This is a genomic window from Mycobacterium sp. ENV421 (assembly GCF_002887815.1).
Lineage (GTDB): Bacteria > Actinomycetota > Actinomycetes > Mycobacteriales > Mycobacteriaceae > Mycobacterium.
This window is the reverse complement of record NZ_PDHO01000001.1, coordinates 206593-227499: the sequence shown is the minus strand read 5'-3', so window position 1 is coordinate 227499 and position 20907 is coordinate 206593. Positions and strand designations below refer to the sequence as shown.

Genomic DNA, 20907 nt, shown 5'->3' with positions numbered 1-20907 from the left:
ACAGACGTCAGGGCTGGCCGGGCAGCAGACGCACCATCAATCCGTGCGCTTCCGCGCAGAGTGTGCCGTCCGGATCTCTCATCTCGGCGTTGACGAAGGCCTTGCGCCCCTCGGCTTCCCGGAGCCAGCCGCGCACCGTGAGCTCGGTGTCGATCGGGGTGACGTTGCGGTAGTCGACATGCAGGAACGCGGTGCGGCTGATCGGGCGGCCGGTGGCGTGAATGACCATCCCGAACACCGAGTCGAACGTCAACGGCAGCACGCCGCCGTGCACGGCGTAGTTGCCACCGACGTGAAACCGGCTGAACCGGACAGTCAATTCGACTGCCTCAGAATCGAATTGGGTGACCCGATACGGGGGCATCAGCAGGCTGCCCGCACCAGGCAGGCTGGGCACCCGGTTGGCCGGTCCGACCCCTTCGGCTGCTTCGAACGGTCCGAGTAGCGCAACCAGCTGATCGGCAAGGTCGGCGGCCGCGGTCCAGGTGTCCGGGTCCGGGTCGGCAGAGACCGCCAGGTCCTGCGCCCGCCGCATCGCGGTCAGGAACCTGCCGAAGCCTTCACCGGGCCGGGCGACTTCGAATTTCGGGAAGCCGCCGTGCTTGTAGTAGTCGGGGTCGAGTTCGTATTCGTCTCGGTCGGTCATCGGGGAGCCAGCACGTCGCGGCGCACGATCGTCTGGTCCCGTCCCGGTCCCACCCCGATGCACGAAACGTAGGCCCCGGCAAGCTCTTCCAGACGCAGCACGTAGTCCCGCGCCTTGGCAGGCAGGTCGTCGAATTCGCGGGCGCCGGAGATGTCCTCCCACCAGCCGGGCAGCTCCTCGTAGACCGGTTCGGCGCGGGCGATGTCACTTTGGGTCATCGGCATCTCGTCGGTGCGCTTGCCATCGACGGTGTAGCCAACGCAGATCGGCACCGTCTCCAGGCTGGACAACACGTCAAGCTTGGTCAGGAAGTAGTCGGTGATGCCGTTGACCCGGGTGGCGTAGCGGGCGATCACCGCGTCGAACCAGCCGCAGCGGCGCGCCCGGCCGGTGGTGACGCCGACCTCGCCGCCGGTCTTGGACAGATATGCGCCGTTCTCGTCGAACAGCTCGGTGGGGAACGGCCCCGATCCGACCCGGGTGGTGTAGGCCTTCAGGATCCCGAGCACGGTGGTGATCCGGGTGGGGCCGATGCCGGACCCGACGGCGGCGCCGCCTGCGGTGGGGTTCGACGACGTGACGTACGGGTAGGTGCCGTGGTCGACGTCGAGCAGCGTGCCCTGGGAGCCCTCCAACAGCACCGTCTCGCCGGACTCCAGCGCGGTGTTGAGCTGCAGGCGGGTGTCGGCGATGCGGTGCTTGAAGCCGTCGGCCTGGGCCAGCAGCGTCTCGAGCACCTCCTCGGCGTCGAGCGCCTTACGGTTGTAGATCTTGACCAGCACCTGGTTCTTGAGCTCGAGGGAGGCCTCGATCTTGGCGGCCAGCAGGTCGCGGTCCAGAACGTCGGCGACGCGGATCCCCATCCGGGCGATCTTGTCCTGATAGCAGGGCCCGATGCCTCGGCCCGTGGTGCCGATCTTCTTGCTGCCCATGTAGCGCTCGGTGACCTTGTCGATCGCCACGTGATACGGCATCAGCAGATGCGCGTCCGCCGAGATCAGCAGGCCTGAGGTGTCGACGCCACGATCCTCGAGCCCGGCGAGCTCGCCCAGCAGCACGCCCGGGTCGACGACCACACCGTTGCCGATGACGTTGGTGACGCCGGGGGTGAGGATGCCCGACGGGATGAGGTGCAAGGCGAAGTTTTCGCCTGTCGGCAGTACGACGGTGTGGCCGGCGTTGTTACCGCCTTGGTAGCGCACCACCCACTGCACGCGTCCACCGAGCAGATCGGTGGCTTTTCCTTTGCCCTCGTCACCCCACTGGGCGCCGATGAGGACGATTGCCGGCATGGTATTTCTCCTGCTTATTGTGGTGCAGCCGGTGACCTACCCTATCGGAGCGCAGCACGAGGAGTGTCGTTGACCAACACCACGATCACCGTGTTGCGTTTCGGGGGCCGCCGGCTGCCCCGCGTGCTGGCGTCCCTGAACCACCATGACGGCGACGATCCGGCCGGAATCGACGCCGCCGTCGCGGGGGCGTCGAGGGTGATCGTGGTGGGCTCGACGGCCGACCTGGCGGTGGTGCTGACCCGGCTGATGCGCCTCGACCGCCTCGACGTGGAGGTCGCCACGGTATCGCGGTGGCGCGGCACCCGGCGCGCATTGACCGGTGTCGCACAACGCATTCCGCTGATCCGTGACGAGACCGGCACAGCGTTGGCGGACGCCGCGTACTGGCTGCCGCCCGGCGAGGGGCAGGTGATCCGGGGCGAAGCCGTCGTCGACGACCAGGTGCTCTTCGACGGCGAGGTGACCGCGGTGCGGGTCGAGCCGATGGCCGTGATGCCCGGGCTGCGGGCGGCGGTGCTGACCGGCCGGATGCGTCCGCGGCGCTGGCTGACCGGACGCGCCGTCCAACTCGGCACCACCGGCGCCCGGGTGGTTCGCGACGGGTCGTTGATGCCGAGAGAGGTGAAACGCTCGGCCTTCTACCGGCACACCACGGGGTGGCTGCGCGTCTCGTGAGGACCAGGTCGCGGCGGTGTCTCCGGTAGTTTCGTGAGGTGAGCGTTCGACCGCTGCGCCAATCGGTGCGGCCCAGTCCCGTCTTCCTGGTGATCGTCGCGATCACGGTTGCCGGCGGGGTGCTGGCCTGGCTGGCCGCCGAAACCGTGCGGCCGCTGGCCTACGTCGGGGTGTTCATCTTCGTCATCGCCGGCTGGGTGGTGTCGCTGTGCCTGCATGAATTCGGCCACGCCTACACGGCCTGGCGCTTCGGCGACCATGACGTCGCGATCCGCGGCTACCTCACCCTCAACCCGTTGAAGTACACCAGCCCGCTGCTGTCGCTGGCTCTTCCGCTGCTGTTCATCGCGCTCGGCGGCATCGGACTGCCGGGCGGCGCGGTCTACGTCCGCACCTTCTTCATGACGCCACGGCAGCGCACCCTGGTCAGCCTGGCCGGACCCGCAGCCAATCTGCTACTGGCCGTCGTGCTGCTGGCGGCCACCCGAATGTTCTACGACCCGGCCCACGGCGTGTTCTGGTCGGCGGTGGCGTTTCTGGGCTTCCTGCAGATCACCGCATTGCTGTTGAACCTGCTGCCGATCCCGGGCCTGGACGGTTACGGCGCGCTCGAGCCGCACCTGAGCCCCGAAACGCAACGCGCGGTGGCCCCGGCCAAGCAGTTCGGGTTCTTGTTCCTGCTGGTTCTGCTGCTGGCCCCGGCCGCGAATCGATGGTTCTTCTCGGTGGTGTTCTGGTTCTTCGACCTGTCCGGAGTGCCCGGCGGTCTGGCGGCTATCGGGTCACAGCTGACCCGGTTCTGGTCTGCCTGGGTCTGATCTCAGGCACCAAGACGGGGGGCAGCGATCCCCTCCGTCGTTGCCCCCCGGCTCGGTCCATCCCCCGGATTGGCACCCTCAATTTATCCAGGGAAACGACCGCTCGGCAGCGACTTGGCAAGAAATTTCCCGAGGCGTCAGTTGCGAGGCATGACTCACTCGGAATTGCGACGCTTGCGACATATGCGCTTCTATGCATATATTTCTGGCATGGGAGCCGGACACGACCACAGCCACGGCGGTGACGCGCGGGTGAGCCGGATGCTGATCGCCGCGGGCATCCTGACCGTGTTCTTCGCGATCGAGCTGACCACCGCGTTGATGATCAATTCGATCGCGCTGCTGGCCGACGCCGGACACATGCTGACCGACCTGGTCGCCATGTTCATGGGACTGACCGCCGTGCTGCTGGCGCGGCACGGACCGGCCTCGGCGGCCCGTACCTACGGCTGGCACCGGGCCGAGGTGTTCACCGCCGTCACCAACGCCGTGCTGCTGCTCGGTGTCGCGGCATTCATCCTCTACGAGGCGATCGACCGGCTGGGCAACGCACCCGAGATCCCCGGCTTCCCGATGATCGTGGTCGCCATCGCCGGTCTGGTCGCCAACCTGGCCGTCGTGCTGCTGCTGCGCTCGCAATCCCAGGAGAGTCTGGCCGTCAAGGGCGCCTACATGGAGGTGGTGGCCGACACCGTAGGCAGCATCGGCGTGCTGATCGCCGGCATCGTGAACGTGACGACGCACTGGCCCTACGCCGACGTGGTGGTCGCAGTGTTCGTCGCGATCTGGGTGCTACCCAGGGCGATCGGACTGGCCCGGGCCGCACTGCGGATCCTGTCCGAATCGTCGCCCGCCCACATCGACGTCGACGAACTGCGCGCCGCACTGGCCGCCGTCGACGGCGTCACCGAGGTGCACGATCTGCACGTGTGGACCCTGGTGCCGGGCAAGGACATGGTGACCGCGCACCTGACCAGCACCGGAGATTCCGACCGCGTGCTCGATGACGCCAGGGCGGTGCTCTCCGCCCGCGGCCTCGAACACGCGACGGTGCAGGTGGAGCCACCCGGATGCGCCGACGACTGCCCCGGCCAGACCGACTGGTGAGTTAGTTGAACACCCCGCCGCGCTGGCCCATCGGGCTGCGCGCGGCGATCAGCACCGCCATTCCTGTCACCGCGGGATGGGCCGCCGGGGTCATGGGCTCCGGACTGATCGCCACCCTCGGCGCGTTCACGTCCCGATTCGGCGGCGACCGGCCCTACGCCAACCGCGGTATCGAGCTGGCGACTGTCTCGGTGTCGCTGGCCGTGGCTGTTGCCCTGGGCGGGTGGTCCGCGCAGGTGCCCTGGCTCGGGGTGCTGATGGTGTCACTGGTCGCCGTTGCGGCGGTGTGGCTGTGCAACGCACTGGCGATCGGACCGCCCGGGGCGTACATCTTCGTCGTCGCCTGCGCCGCCGGAATCGGTGCCTCCGCAGCCCATTTGGCGCCCTGGACGCTGGGGTTGCTGGTGCTCGCCGGGGGTGCGGTGGCGTGGCTGGTTCAGATGGCCGGGGCGCTCGTCCATTTCCGCAAGCCGGAGCGAGCCGCGGTCGCAGCCGCCGCCGAGGCGGTCGCCGACTACATCGAGGCCGCGAACTCGCCCAGGGAACGCGCCGCCCGCCACCGTGCGGCCGCCGCACTGCACCGCTCGTGGAGCGTGCTGGTGAATTACCAACCGCTGCAAGCCAGCCCGAGCAGTATCCTGCACCTGCTGCGCGCCGCCAACCACTCGGTGCATGTGTTGTTCACGACGGCCGTCACCGCCGCCGCGCAGGGCGCCGCCCCAGATCCGGAGACCGCCGCGCTGGCCCGCCGACTCGGCACGCTGCAGTCGCCGCCGGAGGACGTCGCCACCCGCGACGCCGGCCGGATACCGCTGGGCAGTCCGCCCGTGCTCACCGTGCTCCGTCGCGCGATCAGCCCGGGATCGCCGGTCCGCCACATCATGCAGCGCGTCGCAGTCGGCGCTCTGCTGTCCGGTGCGGCGGCGATGGCCCTGGGTGTCGATCACGCCTACTGGGCGATGGCCGCCGCGGTGCTGGTGCTGCACCAGGGCACCGATCGCAGCCGCACGCTGCGCCGCGGTGGCGAGCGGCTGCTGGGCACCTGGGTTGGCCTCGCGCTGGCCGCGTTGATCATGTCGCTACACCCGCACGATCTGTGGCTGGTGCTACTGCTGGCGCTGCTGAACTTCGTCATCGAGGTTCTGGTGGTCCGAAATTACGCGCTGGCAACGGTTTTCATCACCACTGCAGCGCTGACCATCTCGTCGGGCACGCATACGGTCGACGTCGGGCACCTTCTGCTGGCGCGCGGCGTCGACACGCTCATCGGCTGCGCGATCGGACTGGCCGTCTACCTGGTGGCTGTCCGCTGGCAGGAGTCCACCCGGCTGACCGACGCGATAGCGCGCACCCTCGACGCCGCCGCGCAGGTGCTCCCCTACGTCGCCGCCGGGGACTACCGTCGGGCTGGCGGCACGGGCGGCTCGACGGGACCTGCAGATCGCTGCGATCACGCTGATGGAATCCGACGAGGCCGCGATGGCCGGGTCGATACGGCAGCGGGAAGCCGCCGAGCAGTTGTTGCCTGCGGTGACCGCGACCGAGCAGCTGGCCTACCGCACGATCGCGGCCTGCTGGACCATCGAGCACCGCGCTGACGGCGTCAAGTTCGGCCGCGCGCTGTTCGGCGGCCGATCAGCGCAGCCGCACGTCGAGGCGCTGACGGCGCTCGCAACCGCGGTGCGCACCGGCGCTGCGGCGCCCGAGCACGGCGACCCCCTGCCGTTCCTGGCGGACGAGGTCACCGAACTGCGCAGGTCGCTGGCCCACAACTAAGCCAAGGCCAGCTCGACGCGGGCCACGGGATCGCAGTCGTCGAGCAGGTCCAGGCACCGGGCGAACTCGTCGGTCTCCCCGATGGCGTCGGCGGCCCGGGCCAGCGCCGCAACGCAGCGCAGGAAGCCGCGGTTCGGCTCGTGGCGATACGGGACGGGACCGAAACCCTTCCAGCCGTTGCGGCGCAACTGGTCCAGCCCCCGGTGGTAGCCCGTCCTGGCGTAGGCGTAGGCGGTGATCGCCTTGTCATCGGCCAGCGCTTCCTCGGCCAGGGTCGCCCACGCCACCGACGCGGTCGGATGCGCCGCGGCGACAATGGCCGCCTTCTCCCCGGCCAGCAGTTCCGCTTCGGCCTCGATATCCCCAGGCAGCAGCACGGGCTCGGGGCCCAGAAGGTCACCAAACGATGTCATTGCCCTATTGTGCCGGTGCCGCCGCCCGCCGATGGCCGGACCCAACGGTTAGGGTCAGAAGCACCAGTACTTCAGGAGGACGGCAGCACCCCATGTCGAACCCATCTGGGCCCGACCACGACGAGGTCACCGGACCCGTCGCGCCCGCCGGCGACGAGCAGGCTCCTCAGGAGACCGACCCGGCCACCGAGGTGTTCGGCGCCACCGAGCCACCGGCCGAACGCCGTTTCACCGCACCGGGATTCGATGCGGGGTCGACGCAGATCATCCATCGTGAGCCCGACCCGGAAACCGAGATCTTCTCCACGCCAACCGAGGTCTTCCCGGCGTCGGGACCGCCCCGGACGGGCCCGCAGGCCATCCCGCCGCGCCCGCCGGCTACCCGCAGGCGCAGCTGGGCTTTCGTGATCGCGGTGATCGCGGTGATCGCCGCGCTGGCGGCGATCGCCGTGCTCGTCACCGTCCTGCTCACCCGCAACGACTCGGCGAAGGCGTCGCAAGAGGACATGGTCCGCGCGACCATCCAGAATTTCGACACCGCCGTGCAGAACGGCGACCTGGTCGCCCTGCGCGGTATGACCTGCGGCCAGACCAGGGACAGCTACGTCAAGTACGACGACGCAGCCTGGTCGGACACCCACGCGCGGGTGGCCGCGGCCCGGCAGTACCCGGTGGTGGCCAGCATCGACGAGATCGTCGTCAACGGCGACCACGCCGAGGCCAACGTGACGTCGTTCATGGCGTTCGACCCGTCGATGCGGTCGACCCGCAGTTTCGACCTGCAGTTCCGCGACCACCAGTGGAAGATCTGCCAGGCCTCCTGAGCCCGACAGCCCGCGAGATCGACACCAGGGCCGGGAATCGGGCTGATCCACAACCCTGACGTCGATCTCGCGGGCAGGTCAGTACAGCTAGCCGGCCGACACGGAGCGGCCTGCGCTGTGCAGGTCGTTGCACGCTTCGACAACGCGCTCGGCCATCGAGGCCTCGGCCTTCTTGAGGTAGCTGCGCGGGTCGTAGACCTTCTTATTGCCCACCTCGCCGTCGATCTTGAGCACCCCGTCGTAGTTGGTGAACATGTGCGCGGCCAGCGGGCGGGTGAAGGCGTACTGGGTGTCGGTGTCGACGTTCATCTTCACCACGCCGTACTTCAGCGAATCCTCGATCTCGGACTTCAACGAACCCGAACCGCCGTGGAAGACGAAGTCGAACGGCTTGGACCCCTCGGGCAGGCCGAGCTTGGCCGATGCCACCCGCTGGCCCTCGGCCAACACCTCGGGCTTGAGCACCACATTGCCCGGCTTGTACACGCCGTGGACATTGCCGAACGTCGCGGCCAGCAGGTACTTGCCCAGTTCACCGGCGCCGAGCGCATCGATGGTCTTCTCAAAGTCCTCCGGCGAGGTGTACAGCTTCTCGTTGATCTCCGCCTCGACGCCGTCCTCTTCACCGCCGACCACACCGATCTCGATCTCGAGGATGATCTTGGCGGCGGCGGCCTGCTTGAGCAGTTCCTGCGCGATCGACAGGTTCTCGTCGATCGGGACCGCCGAGCCGTCCCACATGTGCGACTGGAACAGCGGGTTCTGCCCCTTGCTGACGCGCTCTGCGGAGATCGCGAGCAGCGGACGGACCAGGCCGTCGAGCTTGTCCTTGGGGCAGTGGTCGGTGTGCAACGCGACCGTGATCGGGTACTTCGCGGCGACGACGTGGGCGAACTCAGCGAGGGCAACCGCGCCGGTGACCATGTCCTTGACACCGAGACCGGACCCGAATTCAGCTCCGCCGGTGGAGAATTGGATGATCCCGTCACTGCCGGCGTCGGCGAAGCCCTTGATGGCCGCGTTGATGCTCTCCGAACCCACGCAATTAATTGCCGGGAACGCGAACGAGTGCTCCTTGGCGCGGCCCAGCATCTCGGCATAGACCTCGGGCGTGGCGATGGGCATGGCACTTCCTTCCGACTGTCCGGCTGACGAGGTCAGTATGACAAGAAGCCGATCGACTGGCACAGGTCGCTGACAGTGACGGCTCGACGGTCACCGGTACCCTTGGGCCTCGTGACCACCACCACCCTGGCGCTCATGCCCGACTTCCTCGACCCGCTGAAGCTGATCGAGCAGTTCGGCACCTGGGCTCTGGTCGGCATCCTGGTCGTCGTCTTCATCGAGTCCGGCGTGCTCTTCCCCGTGCTGCCCGGCGACACCCTGCTGTTCGTGGCGGGCATGCTTGCCGCCGGAACCGCCGCACAGGGCGCCGACGTCGACGCCAACTTCCAGCTGTGGCAGCTGCTGGTGTTCATCCCGATCGCCGCCGTACTCGGCGGCCAGGTCGGTTACGTTGTCGGCCGCTTCTTGGGCACCGCCATGTTCAAACCGAACGCGCGCATCCTCAAGCAGCGCTACCTCGACGAAGCGCACCTCTTCTTCGAGCAGCGCGGACCGTTCGCGATCGTGCTGGCTCGCTTCGTCCCGATCGTGCGCACCCTGGCCCCGATCACCGCAGGCGCGGCGAAGATGAAGTACACGGTCTTCACGCTCTACAACGTCATCGGCGCGGTGCTCTGGGGTGTCGGCCTCACGCTGCTGGGCTACGGGCTTGGGCAGTTCGAGATCATCCAGAAGCTGCTGGAACCGATCTTCATCCTCATCGCGGTCGCGTCGATCACCCCGATGATCTGGGAGTGGTACAAGCGCCGCAAAGCCTCCAGGGATGCTGCCGATCCCGTTTCCGGGGCGTAAAAGTTGCCCGCTGCTTTGCATGCGGGACCGTTCTGACCGGCACACCCGCAGGTGACCCAGCCGTTTGGCAGCTAGCGCACAGCGATCCTCACAGCATCGGCGGCTAGTTTGCGCTGATCGCGTGAAAGGTCACAGCAAATGGTCAAGATCATCCTCAGTGGACTCCTAGCTTCGGCGGGCATCGGCCTTGCCACACTCTTCGGCGGGATCGGCGTCGCGTCGGCCGGCAGCCCCACCACAACGTTTGCCGTACAGGACGGCGACAGCGGTGCCGGCGGCGCGGCGATCGACTCCGACGGGACTCAGGGCGACTTCAAGTCGGCCGTCGACGGGTCGATGAGCGGCCCGCTCATGGTCGCCGCACCACAGGACAAAGCCGTCCCGTAACTGACAGTCACCCGCGGCGTCGGCTGACGACCGCGATCAGGATCAGCAGCACCAGCGCGGCGACGCCGGCTGCCACGTACTTCGTCATCGACGTGCCGCCGGCCAGCGCCAGCAGATCGATCGGTTCCGGTTCCCGAGCGGGGGTGGCCGCGGGCGCGACCCGCGGCGCGGCCGTCGCCGCCGCGGTGCCCAGCCCTGCGGCACCGGGCGTGGCCGGGGTGTCCAGGGCGGCTTCGACAGCGCTCTCGGGGATCTCCGGTACGTCCGCGCCCTCGGCCAGCTTGGCTTCCAGCGAGTCGACGAACTGTCCGAGCAGCTTCTCGGACACCTGCTGCAGCATGCTGCTGCCGAACTGGGCCAGCTTGCCGACGATCTTCAGGTCGGTCTCGACGCTGACCCGGGTGTGATCGCCCGCCTCGTGCAGCTGCAGGACGACGACGGCCGCCGCGTTGCCGGTGCCGCGAGCCTCCTTGCCGCGCCCGTCGACGACGGCGCGGTGCTGGGTCTCGTCGCGCTCCACGAAGTGCGCCTTGCCGCTGAACTCACTGGTGACCGGTCCGACCTTGACCTTGACCTTGCCCAGGTAGTCGTCACCCTCCTGGCCGGTGAGCTGCGCACCCGGCATCAACGGGACCACCTGCTCCATATCGCTGAGGACTGCCCAAGCCTGCGCGATCGGGACGCTGACGGTGAACTCGTTGTCGATCTTCATGGGCTCTCCTCATCCGGTGGCGAGTGCGGTACGGAACTCGTTGCGCACCAGCCTGCCAGCCCCTCAAGGTGGTCCGCTGCACCGACCCCTGATGTGATAGAGCAGCGCCGCCAGCGACTCAGATATTGCTCAATTCTGCTGCCACCGAGGCACTGTCGCGCTCGTCGTCGTGATGAATCCGGCCGTCGGTCTCCGACAGCGGACGCCCCCCGCCACCCCATCGGCGAGCGATGATCTCGGCGGCGATCGACACCGCGGTCTCCTCCGGAGTGCGGGCGCCGAGGTCCAGTCCGATCGGGCTGGCAAGCCTGCTCAGCTCCGCATCGGTCAGGCCCGCCTCGCGCAGCCGGGCCAGCCGGTCCTCGTGCGTGCGCCGCGATCCCATCGCGCCGACGTAGCCGACGTCGAGCCGCAGGGCCACCTCGAGCAGCGGCACGTCGAACTTGGCGTCATGGGTGAGCACACAGATCACCGTGCGGGAGTCGATCGCCCCGGCCTCCGTCTGGGCGGCCAGATATCGGTGCGGCCAATCGACGACCACCTCGTGCGCGGTATGGAACCGGGCAGGCGTGGCGAACACCCCGCGGGCGTCGCAGACCGTCACCCGATAGCCGAGGAATGCGCCCTGCTGGGCCACGGCGGCGGCGAAGTCGATGGCGCCGAACACCAACAGCCGGGGGCGCGGGGCGTGGCAGGCGACGAACACCTCCATGCCCTCTCCCCGGCGCTGCCCGTCCGGACCGTAGCTGAGCACCTCGCTGCGGCCGGCGGCCAGCAGGCCCCGCGTATCGTCGGTCACTGCGGCGTCGGCGCGGGCCGAACCCACAGTGCCAGCGGCACTTTCCGGTTCGACGACAAGCCGCCGCCCCAGCCACTCACGGTCGGGGTGGGCGATCACGGTGGCGACCGCCACCGGTCGATGCTCGGCGATGGCGTCGAGCACGCGGTCCAGGTGCGGAAATGTGCTGCGCGAGATGGGCTCGATGAAGACGTCGAGCGTGCCGCCGCAGGTCAGGCCGATGGCAAAAGCGTCGTCGTCACTGACCCCGTACCGCTCCAATCGGGGCGCTCCGCTGGCGAGGACGTCGGTGGCCGAGTCGTAGATCGCGCCTTCGACACACCCGCCCGACACCGAACCGCTGACGGCTCCGTCGGGGGCCACCACCATCGCCGCACCGGGCGCTCGAGGCGCCGAGGAGAACGTACGCACGACGGTGGCCAGCCCGGCGGTCTCGCCGGTCCGCCAGATCGCCGCAAGCTCGGCAAGAACGTCCTGCACGAGATCAAACGTAAGCCGAATCGCGGTCACCGGCGCGCAATCATGACAAGCAATGGCGTAGCGGGGGTTTGCCCCTCACTTAACCGCTAGCTGGGGAAGTTGACGTCCTTGGTGACCGCTTCCCACTGATCGATCGATGCCGACAGAGCAGCGATCTTGTCCCGCATCGCCTTGAGGACATCTCGTCCGAGCAGCAGTCGCAGCGGCGGCTCGTCCAGCTTGGTCACCATCAAAACGGCTTCGGCGACCTTGCGCGGATCGCCGGGCAGATGATCGGCGAATTGCTTGATCAGATCCTTGCGCGCGGCCACGTCGGAGTATTCGGTGATCGGCGCGCCGGATTCCTTCATCGAGCGCGATGCCCAATCGGTCCGGAACGCCCCCGGCTCGATCAGTGTCACCTTGATGCCCAGGGGCGCCACCTCGGCGGACAGCGCCTCGCTGACGGCCTCGAGTGCGAACTTTGTCGACGAGTAGTACGCATTGGGCGGGTTGGCCACCAAACCGGTCATCGAGGAGATGTTCACGATGTGCCCCGAACCGCGGGCCCGCATGGCGGGAAGCACCGCCTTCACCATGTCGACGGACCCGAAGTAGTTGACGTCGAACAACTTTCGGACCTCGGCGTCTTCGCCTTCCTCGACCGCCGACAGGTAGCCGTGTCCGGCGTTGTTGACCAGAACGTCGACGCCACCGAAGGCATCGTCGGCGGCGCGTACCGCGGCCGCGATCTGATCGGCGTCCGTCACGTCGAGCGCGGCGGCCACCGCGAGGTCAGGAAACTCGTCCACCAGATCGGTGACGGCGTCCGCGCGGCGGGCGGTGACGAGCACCTGGTGGCCGTCTTGCAGTGCGGCACGGGCGATTTCGCGCCCGAAACCGGTGGAGCAGCCGGTGACCAGCCAGCGAGCCATCAGTTGGTCCTCTCGTTGGGCGTGCCTTCGGGTAGCCGGCGCAGATAGGCCTGCCGCCGCGACGCCAATTGTTCGGCCCGCTGTTCGGCGGTGACGCGGGCGAGACCGGGGACCTCGTCGTCGAGCCGGTCGAGCGGGACGACGCGACCGGTGGCACCGAGATCGGGTGTCGGCCCGCCCTCGGCGAACTCCGCCATCCGCAGCGTGAGGACACCTTCCCGCAGGCCGTCGGAGTCGATCCAGTTGGCCACGCCGGGATCGACCGGGGAGATCACGTAGGTGTAGCTGCCGTCGGCGTCGGGCACCGACTGCGCCTTGTTCAGGCTGCCGGTGGCGTCGACGATGTTGAGCGTGGTGCCCCAGATGTTGCTCAACGGAACCGTGAAGTACTCGGCGCCACCGTCGTTGACGTTGACCACGAAGGTCTCCCCGGGACCGAGGTCGAACCGGCCCATCACATACACCTGGTTCTTCATCGCGCCCACTTTGTCCGCCGACCAGGCCAGGTTGAAGTGGTTGGCCGGCATCTTGTAGATGCCGTGGCTGAGCTTGCCGGTGAAGTTCGCGAAATACGCCATCATCGCCGCGGTCGCCTCGGCTTGTTCGTCGACGGTGCGGGCCGGTGTGCGGGGCGCGCCACCGAGACGTTCGACGGTGATGTGGTTGGGATCGTCACTGGCCCAGTCCAAAAGCACATCGCGGATGTAGAACTCGTGCGCTTCGGACGTGGTCTGTACGTGGTTGCGCCGACCGTTGGCAGGCTCGGAGTCCACGGTGATCGTGTAGCTGCCGTCGCTGTCGACGTCCATGGTCTTGCCGTTGAGCACAGCCACGGTGCCCATGTTGGCGTCCCACAGCGTGAAGTAATTCTCGGTCATCCGGTGTTCGCCGACGCGTCCGCGGATCTCGTAGCGCTCATCCCCCGAGATCGGGATGACCCGGTACACGGTGTCCGGATTGTCGATGCCCCAACGTGATCCGGGGATCTGCCGATCGCCGACCGGGTGCGCCAGCCGGGTGATGCAGCTGACCTTCGGCCGCAGCTTGTCCTGGTTGGACGACCACACCGCCGCCGAGAACATCACCTCGGCGAACGCCACGTCGAACCGCTCCCGCATGGCGTCGGAGGCTTTGGCGCGGCTCAGCCAGTTCTCCGCGACCGTCCGGTAGGCCTCTTTGACGGTCGGGTGTTCGGTCAGCTCGAGCGCGGCCAGCTCCTGCTCGTGCTGTGACGGTGTCGCGACCGGGTCGTCGGCACTCATTGATCGTCCTTTCGAAAACGCTTGTTGTACAACGAGAAACGTTCATCAACCTGCCCGCCACTGAGACCGTAGGCACCAAGGTCGTACGGTGGGCGCGGAACCTCGCGCGGCCGGTTGGCCAGCCAGCCGGACATCGCGGCGGCCGCGGTGTCGGTCAGCTCCAGCCCGACGGCGTCGTACACTCGGCGCACCTCACCGATCGGGTCGGCGACCGCATCTTCGTACTGGATGTCGCTGACCCGCACCGACTCGTCGGACCAACTGTCCCGCACGGCCATTGCGCGGTCATTGGTCCAGCCCATCCGCTCCAGCCACTGCGCACCCACCCGCCGCGGGTCGACCTCGTCGGCGTGCATGGCGTGCAGGGTCGCGTTGAGACTGGCGCCGGAGGCGACAGTGGTACGCGGATCGCGATGCATGTGGACGATGTGTACGCCCGGGAATTCGTCGCGCAGCGCGTCGAGGTACCCCAGATGGGCAGGCGATTTCAGCACCCAGCGACCGGCGGTGATCCCCCGGCGGCGCTGCTGCCACTGCAGGAATCGCAACATACGGTGCAGATAACGGTAGGCCGGCGCGAAATCCTGGGTGTTGAGCCAGGATCGGTAGGTGGGCAGGTTGGCGCCGGACTCCGGAACATGCGACAGGAACGCATCGGCCAGGAAGACGATCTCCTCCTCGGCCTCCCTGGCATACATCGGATGGATGGCGAACAGTTCGGGCGCCAGCTCTCGGGACTTGCTCTCCCGCACTTCACTGATTGCGATGCGCGGGTCGGTACCGGCGAAATCGTGGTCGAGTTTCGGCGCGGCCTCGACCACCTCCCAGCCGCGGGCACAGTGCAGCCGGGTGTCGGCGGCGAGCAGACGCTGCAGCAGCGTGGTCCCGCTGCGCATCATCCCGACGACGACGATCGGCGCCTCGATCTGCTCGTCGAGGATCTCAGGATGCCGCTCGATCCACGCCTGGGTCCGCAGCCGCATGCGGAGGCTGTGCACGATGCCGGATCGCAGAATGTGCTCACCGATCGCATTGAGCCCCGCGCCGGGGTAGTCGTCGAGCAGGACGCCCAGAGGTTCCTCGAAGTCCCCGGGCCCCCAGTCGCTGCGCCCTTCCTTGCGCTGCGCGTCGGCCAGGACGGCCGCCATCGCAAAGGTGCCGGCCACCGGCTCAGAACTTCAGGTGCTGGCTCACGTCGCCGACTTGGTCGACGAACATGGTGCGCGAGTCGAACCACCACTGGCCGTCGATGCGGTGGAAGGTGTCGTGATAGTGCCCCGTGACGATGGCCTGCAATGGCAGCTCCGGCGTGGCCTGGGTGACGCAGTAGTAGGACCTACTGCGGGCGGTGCCGGCCTCGTCGTCGATGTACAGCTGCACATTGCTGGTGTTGTGCTTGGTCTTCGGGGTCCCGTCCTCGTAGAGGCGGGTGGCCATCTCGTACATGCCGCGCACCCGGTCCCGGCCCTCGAAGACCGTCTCGGGTGGCCCGTTCTCCACACCGCAGATGCGTCCGTGCGCGAACAGGTCGGCGACGCCGTCGAGGTCGCCGGCGTCGATCAGTTCGGCATAGACGTAGATGAGGTTGGTGATCGCTTGCGCACTGTCACTCATGTCCAGCCGATGATCGCAGAGCAATTGCTTAGATGGGCTTGTTTGTCCAGAATTGCCGCTATGCTCGCCCGCGTGACTCAGTGGTCGCCGGCCCGGCTCGGCAATCTCACCGGTAAGCGGATCATCGTGACAGGCGCGACCAACGGCGTTGGCCTGGGCACCACGCGAGCCCTGGCCCGCGCGGGCGCCCACGTGATCATGGCTGTCCGCAACACCACCCTCGGCGAGCAGCGCGCCGCCGAGATCACCGGGTCCACGGAGGTGATCGAGCTGAACCTGGCCGATCTCGGATCGGTCCGCGGCTTCAGCGACCGGCTCGACGGCGACGTCGACATCCTCATCAACAACGCAGGCGCACTGACCGACAAGCGCCACGAAACCGTCGACGGTTTCGAGACCACCTTGGGCACCAACGTGCTCGGCCCGTTCGCGCTGACGAACCTGCTGTTCGCCAGGGTGCGGTCGCAGATCATCAACGTCTCCTCCGACGGTCACCGCCAGGCGACGCTCCGCCTCGACGACATGCATCTGCGCCACACCAAGTGGACGTCGATGAGCGCCTACACCCATTCCAAGCTGGTCATGATGTTGTGGGGCCTGGAACTCGACCGGCGGCTGCGCGCCGCCAACTCCGGCGTCGTCACCCAACTGGTGCATCCCGGCTGGGTGGCCTCCAACCTGACGCAGACGTCCGATTCGCCGTTGATGTCGTTGGCGCACACGGTGGCCAAAGGGGTGGCCGACCGGTTCGGCAACGACATCGACCAGGGCGCGGCACCGACCCTGTACTGCATCAGCGAGCCGATCCCCCCGGGCAGCTACGTCGGGGCCAGCGCCCGGCTGGGATTGCGCGGCGAGCCGGCGCTGATCGGCCGCTCCCCCAAGGCGTGTGACTACGACGCGGCGGCCCGAGTGGTGCAGTTCGCCGAAAAGGAAACCGGCACAACGATTCCGGTCTAGAGATCAGGTCGTTCAGCTCGGCCGCCCGGCCTCCAACGCGCGGATCAGGCTGGCCGCATCCCATGGGCCCTTGTGCCGAACGCCGTTGACGAAGAACGTCGGTGTCGCGTTGAGGTCCATCAGCTCGGCGTCCTGAGCGTCGTCGTCGACCCGGTGCAGCACCCGTGATGAATGCAGATCATCATCGAATTGTTCTATGTCACAACCGACTTGGTCGGCGTAGCGGTAGATGTGTTGCCATTCCAGGTAATCCTGGAACTCGAACATCTGCGCCGCCAAGTCGAAGAACTTGCCCTGCAGGGCTGCGGCCTCGCTGGCCCGGGCGGCGTCGATGGCGCGCGGATGCACCCGCTCCAGTGGCAGGTGTCGCCACACGTAACGCAATCGGTCGCCGAAGTACTCGCGGACTTCGTCGATCGATCCGGTGGCACGGCTGCAGAACGGGCACTCGAAATCGCCGTATTCCACCAGGGTCAGCGGCGCGTCGACCCGCCCGCGGATGTGGTCGCGTTCCGGGTCGACGTCGCGGACCAGCTTGTGGCCGACCGGGACCGGCGGGCTGAGCTTGTCGGTGAGCCGGAAGACGGCCCACCCCAACGTGAATGCGATCACCGATGCCGCCAGTACACCGACGCGGGCCAGGTCTGCCGAACGCGGATCGGGGATCGCCAGGTCGACGATGAACAGCGAGATGGTGAAGCCGATACCGGACAGTGCCGCACCGCCGGCGACGCGCCGCAACGTCAAGCCCGGCGACAGCCTGCCGAGCCCGGTGCGCTGCACGATCCAGGTCGCGCCGGTGATGCCGATCAGCTTGCCGAGCACCAGGCCGGCCACCACACCCCAGGTCAGTGGTGAGCGGACGGCCGCCAGCACGGTGTCGGTGTCCAGCCGCACGCCGGCGTTGGCCAACGCGAACAACGGCAGCACCCCGAACGAGACGTAGGGCCCGAACCCCGTCACCAGCCGCTCGTTGATCGAGATCGAGTCGCGCAGGCTCCGGGTGGCGGCGCGGGCGTACTCCGAGTTCGGTGACTGGCGGAACGCCCGGATCACGTCGACGGCCGCCTCCACTCGCTGGCGCTCGGGTGTGAACACCGGGATCACCAAGGCCACCAGCACACCGGCGAGGGTGGGGTGCACTCCGCCGGCGAAGAGTGCCAGCCATAGGGCAACGGCGAGAATCGAATACGACACCCCGCGCAGAGCGGCCGGCAGGTAGCGCACGCCGATCAGCGCACCGACGAGCACCACGGCGACCACCAGCGGACCGACGCGGATCTGTTCGGAATAGAACAGCGCGATGGCGGCCAGTGCGCCCACGTCATCGACGACGGCCAACGTCAGCAGGAACGTCCGCAGCCGCGCCGGATACTGGGGCGCGATGATGGCCAGCGCCCCGACCAGGAACGCGGTGTCGGTGGAGATGACCACACCCCAGGCGCTGGCGTCCTGACCGGAGGGGTTGAACAGCAGGAAGATCACCGCGGGCATCGTCAGCCCGGCGATCGCGGCGACCACGGGTACCAGGGCGCGGGAACGCTCGGTCAGTTCGCCGATGGTGAACTGGGCCTTGACCTCCAGTCCGACGATGAAGAAGAAGAACGCCATCAATGCGTCGTTGACGAGTTCCTTGACCGTCAACTCGCCATGCATGTTTCCGAAGCTCAGGCCGACATGCGTTTCCCAGAACTCGGAATAGGTGTGCGCCCAGGGCGAATTCGCCCACAGGATGGCCGCGAGGGTGAATGTCAGCAGTAGGGCCGCGGCGGCGTTCTCGCCAAAGCGCTTCGCTGTCGGGTCGCGACCCAACCGGCTCCCTCTCACGCTGTCACCGTATGCGCCGCCTCCATCAACATCCAACCCGACAGCTGCACCGACAGATCACGTTCGGGTGTCTGCGACGAGTTCACCGCGCCCTCGACGAACTGTGCCTGTCCGCCACCGGCGGTGGGGATCTCGGCGATGCTGCCCCAGGAGGGGCCGAACAACGGCAACCCGTCGACGTTTTGGCGGTTGTCCCACGCCGCCTGCGCCGACGCCAGCACGACAGCGCGAGCGCTCTCGCGGGTGTCCGCCGCCGCGTCGCCGGGCAGGATCGTCGCGGTGAGCGCAAGGTAGCGGGCGGTGATCCCGGCGAACAGGCCCCCGTCGCCGCCGCCGGCCCCGTTCAGGATTCCGTCGGGCGCCATGTGTTCACCGATCGCCGCGACCAGTCGGCGCACCCGATCCGCGTGCCGGTCGTCGTGCGTGCGCGCGGCGAGCTCGGCCTCCAATCCCAGCACCACGCCCTGGCAGTAGGTGTACTGGGCGCGGACCAGCGACCCGGCCTTGATGCCGTCGAACACCAGGTGGGTCTCGGGGTCGATCAAGGTCTCGTCGATCCAGTCGGCCATCTGCTGGGCCCGGCGCAGCCGGTCGTCATAGCGACTCAGGAAGATCCCGGCCGGGCCGTTGGCGGGTGCGTTGAAGAACTGATCCTGCTTGCGCCAAGGGATTCCGCCGCCGTCTTCAGGTACCCAGGAGCTGATGAACTGGTCGCATAACGTTTTCAGCGCCCGTGGCCGTCCTATGCCGGCCACCCGGTCGGCGCGTTCGAGCGCAAGGGCCAGCCAGGCCATGTCGTCGTAGTAACTGTTGGTCCAACGTCCGTTGTTGCGCAGCCGGTGCCCGCGAATCTGCCGCTTGATCTCGCCGAGCCGGTGCGGCTGCGGGTCACGCAACTGCGCATCGACCAGACAGTCGAGCAGGTGCGCCTGCCACCAGTAATGCCATGTCCCGAACAGCCGGTCCCGGCGGGCGGACGGCCACGCCACGACGCCGAGTTGCGTTCCGGGCAGCCCCCAGAGCCGGCGCAGGTGCCGCGTCGCGACGGCTGTTTCGGCGCTGGCAGCGCGGTTCGCCCACAGCTGGTCCATGCCGTCAATCCTGCCCTACCAGGCCTGCGCAAGGTCGGCCCATTGCCTGATCCAGGCGTGCATCGCGATGCCGGCGGCGACGGCGGCGTTGACGCTGCGTGTCGACCCGAATTGGGCGATCGAGACGGTGACCGCCGCGCCGGTCTGGGCAGCCTCGGAGATGCCCGGCCCCTCCTGCCCGAAGACCAGCACGCAATCCCGGGGCAGCACGGTGGTTTCCAGCGGCACCGCGCCCGGGACGTTGTCGACAGCGACAACGGTCAGTCCGGCACCGGCGGCGAAGGCCAGCAGGTCCTCGGTGTTCTCGTGATGGGCCAGCCGTTGGTAGCGGTCGGTGACCATGGCGCCGCGGCGATTCCACCGCCGCCTGCCGACGATGTGCACGGTGTCGACAGCGAATGCGTTGGCGGTGCGGACCACCGCGCCGATGTTGGCGTCGTTGCCGAAATTCTCGATCGCGATGTGCAAGGCGTGTCTGCGCCGATCGATGTCGGCGATGATCGCTTCCCGCGTCCAGTACCGGTATGCGTCGACGACGTTGCGAGTGTCGCCCTGGCGCAACAAGTCCGGGTCGTAGCGGGGATCGTCGGGCAGGTCGCCCACCCAGGGGCCGACGCCAGGGGCCCCGGTGCTCCATTCGGTGGGACCGGCGTCAGTCACGACTGACCCAGACCGCGGCGTGGGCGCCGATCACCGACTCGGTCGCATTCAGCAGGGCGTCGTTCGGCCGGATCAGCACGGAAGCACCATAGGCCGCGCCGGGTTCGTTCACCGCACCTAGGCTCGCCGTCTTCGTGAGTCGTCGCTGCCCGGCGGTCTCCACCGGATGCGCCGGCGTGCCAATGAGGCCGACGCGGATGTCGTCGGGCTTCACGCGCGGTGCGGACCCCGCCGGCCCCCCGAGATCAGGCACCGTGCCGGGTGCGGCGTCGATGAGGATGTCGATGTCGGAGAGCACGAATTCACCGTTCCAGCGAAATTCAGCAACTCTGACGCTCCGGCCCAGCAGTGCCGGCGACTCACCGATCTTTGCCTGCGCGGCACTATAGGTCGATTTGCTGGGGGAATCTGCGCATGCGGTTGCGCAGAGCGGACTGAGAGCAGCCGGTATTGGCGTGCCGAGGGCGGTGATTTTCCGTCGCGGCGCGGCGGTGCCAGGGGGCGGCAACAGAGGTGCGATACAGGTCACCCAGCACCCTTTCTGCCCCCTAGATCACGCTCGGCACATACCATGCGCCCGCTACGGCACCGGTAATAACAGATCGGTCTCAGCCGATATGGAGTCTAGGGTCTCCAGCTCCCTCAGCAGGTGCGCCGCCCTTGACCAGGAATTCTGTGCGCACAGGTGTTCACGCAAGCCGCTCTGTCGGCCGGAGTTCACTGCGGATTT

General features: G+C 67.8%; 23 protein-coding genes. 9 read left to right on the top strand and 14 right to left on the bottom strand.

Annotated features, from left to right (window positions below):
* Positions 1-7 precede the first annotated feature (7 nt).
* Complete coding sequence (locus CRM90_RS01005; RefSeq protein WP_102805149.1) at positions 8-646, bottom strand: PaaI family thioesterase; 639 nt, start codon at positions 644-646, stop codon at positions 8-10.
* The gene (locus CRM90_RS01000) at positions 643-1938 is read right to left on the bottom strand and encodes an adenylosuccinate synthase (protein WP_083118023.1); all 1296 of its coding nucleotides are present in this window, start codon (positions 1936-1938) and stop codon (positions 643-645) included. The genes CRM90_RS01005 and CRM90_RS01000 overlap by 4 nt, the downstream gene beginning before the upstream one ends.
* A gap of 69 nt (positions 1939-2007) precedes the next feature.
* Here CRM90_RS01000 and CRM90_RS00995 point away from each other — a divergent pair, with 69 nt between their 5' ends.
* The 5 genes from CRM90_RS00995 to CRM90_RS30445 all read left to right on the top strand — a co-directional run bounded on the left by CRM90_RS00995 (position 2008) and on the right by CRM90_RS30445 (position 6317).
* Positions 2008-2616, top strand: coding sequence for a peptidase M50 (locus CRM90_RS00995; RefSeq protein ID WP_102805371.1), 609 nt, complete (start codon positions 2008-2010; stop codon positions 2614-2616).
* 38 nt (positions 2617-2654) lie between these two features.
* Positions 2655-3434, top strand: coding sequence for a site-2 protease family protein (locus CRM90_RS00990; protein ID WP_102805148.1), 780 nt, complete (start codon positions 2655-2657; stop codon positions 3432-3434).
* Positions 3435-3644: 210 nt separating this feature from the next.
* Positions 3645-4541, top strand: coding sequence for a cation diffusion facilitator family transporter (locus tag CRM90_RS00985; protein WP_102805147.1), 897 nt, complete (start codon positions 3645-3647; stop codon positions 4539-4541).
* Between the two features lie 5 nt (positions 4542-4546).
* Positions 4547-6139: an FUSC family protein gene (locus CRM90_RS00980; RefSeq protein WP_102805146.1), complete on the top strand. Its 1593-nt coding sequence runs from the start codon at positions 4547-4549 to the stop codon at positions 6137-6139.
* Entirely contained in the window at positions 6072-6317 is a 246-nt protein-coding gene (locus CRM90_RS30445; protein WP_102805145.1) for a hypothetical protein, read from the top strand. Before CRM90_RS00980 ends, CRM90_RS30445 begins: the two co-directional genes overlap by 68 nt.
* On the opposite strand, the gene CRM90_RS00970 is transcribed toward CRM90_RS30445, so the two are convergent.
* The gene (locus CRM90_RS00970; protein ID WP_102805144.1) at positions 6314-6730 is read right to left on the bottom strand and encodes a DUF3151 domain-containing protein; all 417 of its coding nucleotides are present in this window, start codon (positions 6728-6730) and stop codon (positions 6314-6316) included. The genes CRM90_RS30445 and CRM90_RS00970 overlap by 4 nt on opposite strands.
* Positions 6731-6822: 92 nt before the next feature.
* Between CRM90_RS00970 and CRM90_RS00965 the strand changes: the two genes are divergently transcribed.
* The gene (locus CRM90_RS00965) at positions 6823-7554 is read left to right on the top strand and encodes an Rv0361 family membrane protein (RefSeq protein WP_102805143.1); all 732 of its coding nucleotides are present in this window, start codon (positions 6823-6825) and stop codon (positions 7552-7554) included.
* A gap of 87 nt (positions 7555-7641) precedes the next feature.
* Here CRM90_RS00965 and fbaA read toward each other — a convergent pair whose 3' ends face one another.
* Positions 7642-8679: a class II fructose-bisphosphate aldolase gene (fbaA, locus tag CRM90_RS00960; RefSeq protein WP_102805142.1), complete on the bottom strand. Its 1038-nt coding sequence runs from the start codon at positions 8677-8679 to the stop codon at positions 7642-7644.
* Between the two features lie 135 nt (positions 8680-8814).
* Between fbaA and CRM90_RS00955 the strand changes: the two genes are divergently transcribed.
* Complete coding sequence (locus CRM90_RS00955; RefSeq protein WP_102805370.1) at positions 8815-9471, top strand: VTT domain-containing protein; 657 nt, start codon at positions 8815-8817, stop codon at positions 9469-9471.
* 138 nt (positions 9472-9609) lie between these two features.
* Positions 9610-9858, top strand: coding sequence for a hypothetical protein (locus CRM90_RS00950; protein ID WP_102805141.1), 249 nt, complete (start codon positions 9610-9612; stop codon positions 9856-9858).
* A 7-nt stretch (positions 9859-9865) separates the two neighbouring features.
* Here the strand turns inward: CRM90_RS00950 and CRM90_RS00945 are convergent, their stop codons facing one another.
* The 6 genes from CRM90_RS00945 to CRM90_RS00920 all read right to left on the bottom strand — a co-directional run bounded on the left by CRM90_RS00945 (position 9866) and on the right by CRM90_RS00920 (position 15639).
* Positions 9866-10570, bottom strand: coding sequence for an SRPBCC family protein (locus CRM90_RS00945; RefSeq protein WP_102805140.1), 705 nt, complete (start codon positions 10568-10570; stop codon positions 9866-9868).
* A 118-nt stretch (positions 10571-10688) separates the two neighbouring features.
* Entirely contained in the window at positions 10689-11849 is a 1161-nt protein-coding gene (locus tag CRM90_RS00940) for an XdhC family protein (protein WP_102805139.1), read from the bottom strand.
* 86 nt (positions 11850-11935) lie between these two features.
* Positions 11936-12763 carry an oxidoreductase gene (locus tag CRM90_RS00935; protein ID WP_102805138.1) on the bottom strand — a complete coding sequence of 276 codons (828 nt, stop codon included), beginning with the start codon at positions 12761-12763 and terminating at the stop codon, positions 11936-11938.
* The gene (locus CRM90_RS00930) at positions 12763-14025 is read right to left on the bottom strand and encodes a hypothetical protein (RefSeq protein ID WP_102805137.1); all 1263 of its coding nucleotides are present in this window, start codon (positions 14023-14025) and stop codon (positions 12763-12765) included. The genes CRM90_RS00935 and CRM90_RS00930 overlap by 1 nt, the downstream gene beginning before the upstream one ends.
* Positions 14022-15173, bottom strand: coding sequence for a sulfotransferase family protein (locus tag CRM90_RS00925; protein ID WP_102805369.1), 1152 nt, complete (start codon positions 15171-15173; stop codon positions 14022-14024). The genes CRM90_RS00930 and CRM90_RS00925 overlap by 4 nt, the downstream gene beginning before the upstream one ends.
* 22 nt (positions 15174-15195) lie before the next feature.
* A complete protein-coding gene (locus CRM90_RS00920) occupies positions 15196-15639 on the bottom strand; it encodes a nuclear transport factor 2 family protein (RefSeq protein WP_102805136.1) in 444 nt (147 codons plus the stop codon).
* Between the two features lie 60 nt (positions 15640-15699).
* Here CRM90_RS00920 and CRM90_RS00915 point away from each other — a divergent pair, with 60 nt between their 5' ends.
* Entirely contained in the window at positions 15700-16599 is a 900-nt protein-coding gene (locus CRM90_RS00915) for an SDR family NAD(P)-dependent oxidoreductase (RefSeq protein WP_102805135.1), read from the top strand.
* 12 nt (positions 16600-16611) lie between these two features.
* On the opposite strand, the gene nhaA is transcribed toward CRM90_RS00915, so the two are convergent.
* Genes nhaA through CRM90_RS00895 form a run of 4 tightly spaced genes read right to left on the bottom strand, consistent with a single transcriptional unit; the run spans position 16612 to position 20475 of the window.
* The gene (gene nhaA, locus CRM90_RS00910) at positions 16612-18426 is read right to left on the bottom strand and encodes a Na+/H+ antiporter NhaA (RefSeq protein WP_102805134.1); all 1815 of its coding nucleotides are present in this window, start codon (positions 18424-18426) and stop codon (positions 16612-16614) included.
* On the bottom strand, positions 18423-19517 hold the full coding sequence (locus CRM90_RS00905; protein WP_102805133.1) for a glycoside hydrolase family 76 protein: 1095 nt from the start codon (positions 19515-19517) through the stop codon (positions 18423-18425). The genes nhaA and CRM90_RS00905 overlap by 4 nt, the downstream gene beginning before the upstream one ends.
* Before the next feature lie 15 nt (positions 19518-19532).
* Positions 19533-20177: a TrmH family RNA methyltransferase gene (locus CRM90_RS00900; RefSeq protein WP_102805132.1), complete on the bottom strand. Its 645-nt coding sequence runs from the start codon at positions 20175-20177 to the stop codon at positions 19533-19535.
* A complete protein-coding gene (locus tag CRM90_RS00895; RefSeq protein ID WP_102805131.1) occupies positions 20170-20475 on the bottom strand; it encodes a hypothetical protein in 306 nt (101 codons plus the stop codon). The genes CRM90_RS00900 and CRM90_RS00895 overlap by 8 nt, the downstream gene beginning before the upstream one ends.
* Between the last annotated feature and the right edge of the window lie 432 nt (positions 20476-20907).

Bases quoted from the DNA above. Each gene is read 5' to 3' on its own strand.
- CRM90_RS01005 (WP_102805149.1), bottom strand. From the start codon at position 646: ATGACCGACCGAGACGAATACGAACTCGACCCCGACTACTACAAGCAC.
- CRM90_RS01000 (WP_083118023.1), bottom strand. From the start codon at position 1,938: ATGCCGGCAATCGTCCTCATCGGCGCCCAGTGGGGTGACGAGGGCAAA.
- CRM90_RS00985 (WP_102805147.1), top strand. From the start codon at position 3,645: ATGGGAGCCGGACACGACCACAGCCACGGCGGTGACGCGCGGGTGAGC.
- CRM90_RS00970 (WP_102805144.1), bottom strand. From the start codon at position 6,730: ATGACATCGTTTGGTGACCTTCTGGGCCCCGAGCCCGTGCTGCTGCCT.
- CRM90_RS00965 (WP_102805143.1), top strand. From the start codon at position 6,823: ATGTCGAACCCATCTGGGCCCGACCACGACGAGGTCACCGGACCCGTC.
- fbaA (WP_102805142.1), bottom strand. From the start codon at position 8,679: ATGCCCATCGCCACGCCCGAGGTCTATGCCGAGATGCTGGGCCGCGCC.
- CRM90_RS00955 (WP_102805370.1), top strand. From the start codon at position 8,815: ATGCCCGACTTCCTCGACCCGCTGAAGCTGATCGAGCAGTTCGGCACC.
- CRM90_RS00950 (WP_102805141.1), top strand. From the start codon at position 9,610: ATGGTCAAGATCATCCTCAGTGGACTCCTAGCTTCGGCGGGCATCGGC.
- CRM90_RS00945 (WP_102805140.1), bottom strand. From the start codon at position 10,570: ATGAAGATCGACAACGAGTTCACCGTCAGCGTCCCGATCGCGCAGGCT.
- CRM90_RS00935 (WP_102805138.1), bottom strand. From the start codon at position 12,763: ATGGCTCGCTGGCTGGTCACCGGCTGCTCCACCGGTTTCGGGCGCGAA.
- CRM90_RS00930 (WP_102805137.1), bottom strand. From the start codon at position 14,025: ATGAGTGCCGACGACCCGGTCGCGACACCGTCACAGCACGAGCAGGAG.
- CRM90_RS00925 (WP_102805369.1), bottom strand. From the start codon at position 15,173: ATGGCGGCCGTCCTGGCCGACGCGCAGCGCAAGGAAGGGCGCAGCGAC.
- CRM90_RS00920 (WP_102805136.1), bottom strand. From the start codon at position 15,639: ATGAGTGACAGTGCGCAAGCGATCACCAACCTCATCTACGTCTATGCC.
- CRM90_RS00915 (WP_102805135.1), top strand. From the start codon at position 15,700: ATGCTCGCCCGCGTGACTCAGTGGTCGCCGGCCCGGCTCGGCAATCTC.
- CRM90_RS00905 (WP_102805133.1), bottom strand. From the start codon at position 19,517: ATGGACCAGCTGTGGGCGAACCGCGCTGCCAGCGCCGAAACAGCCGTC.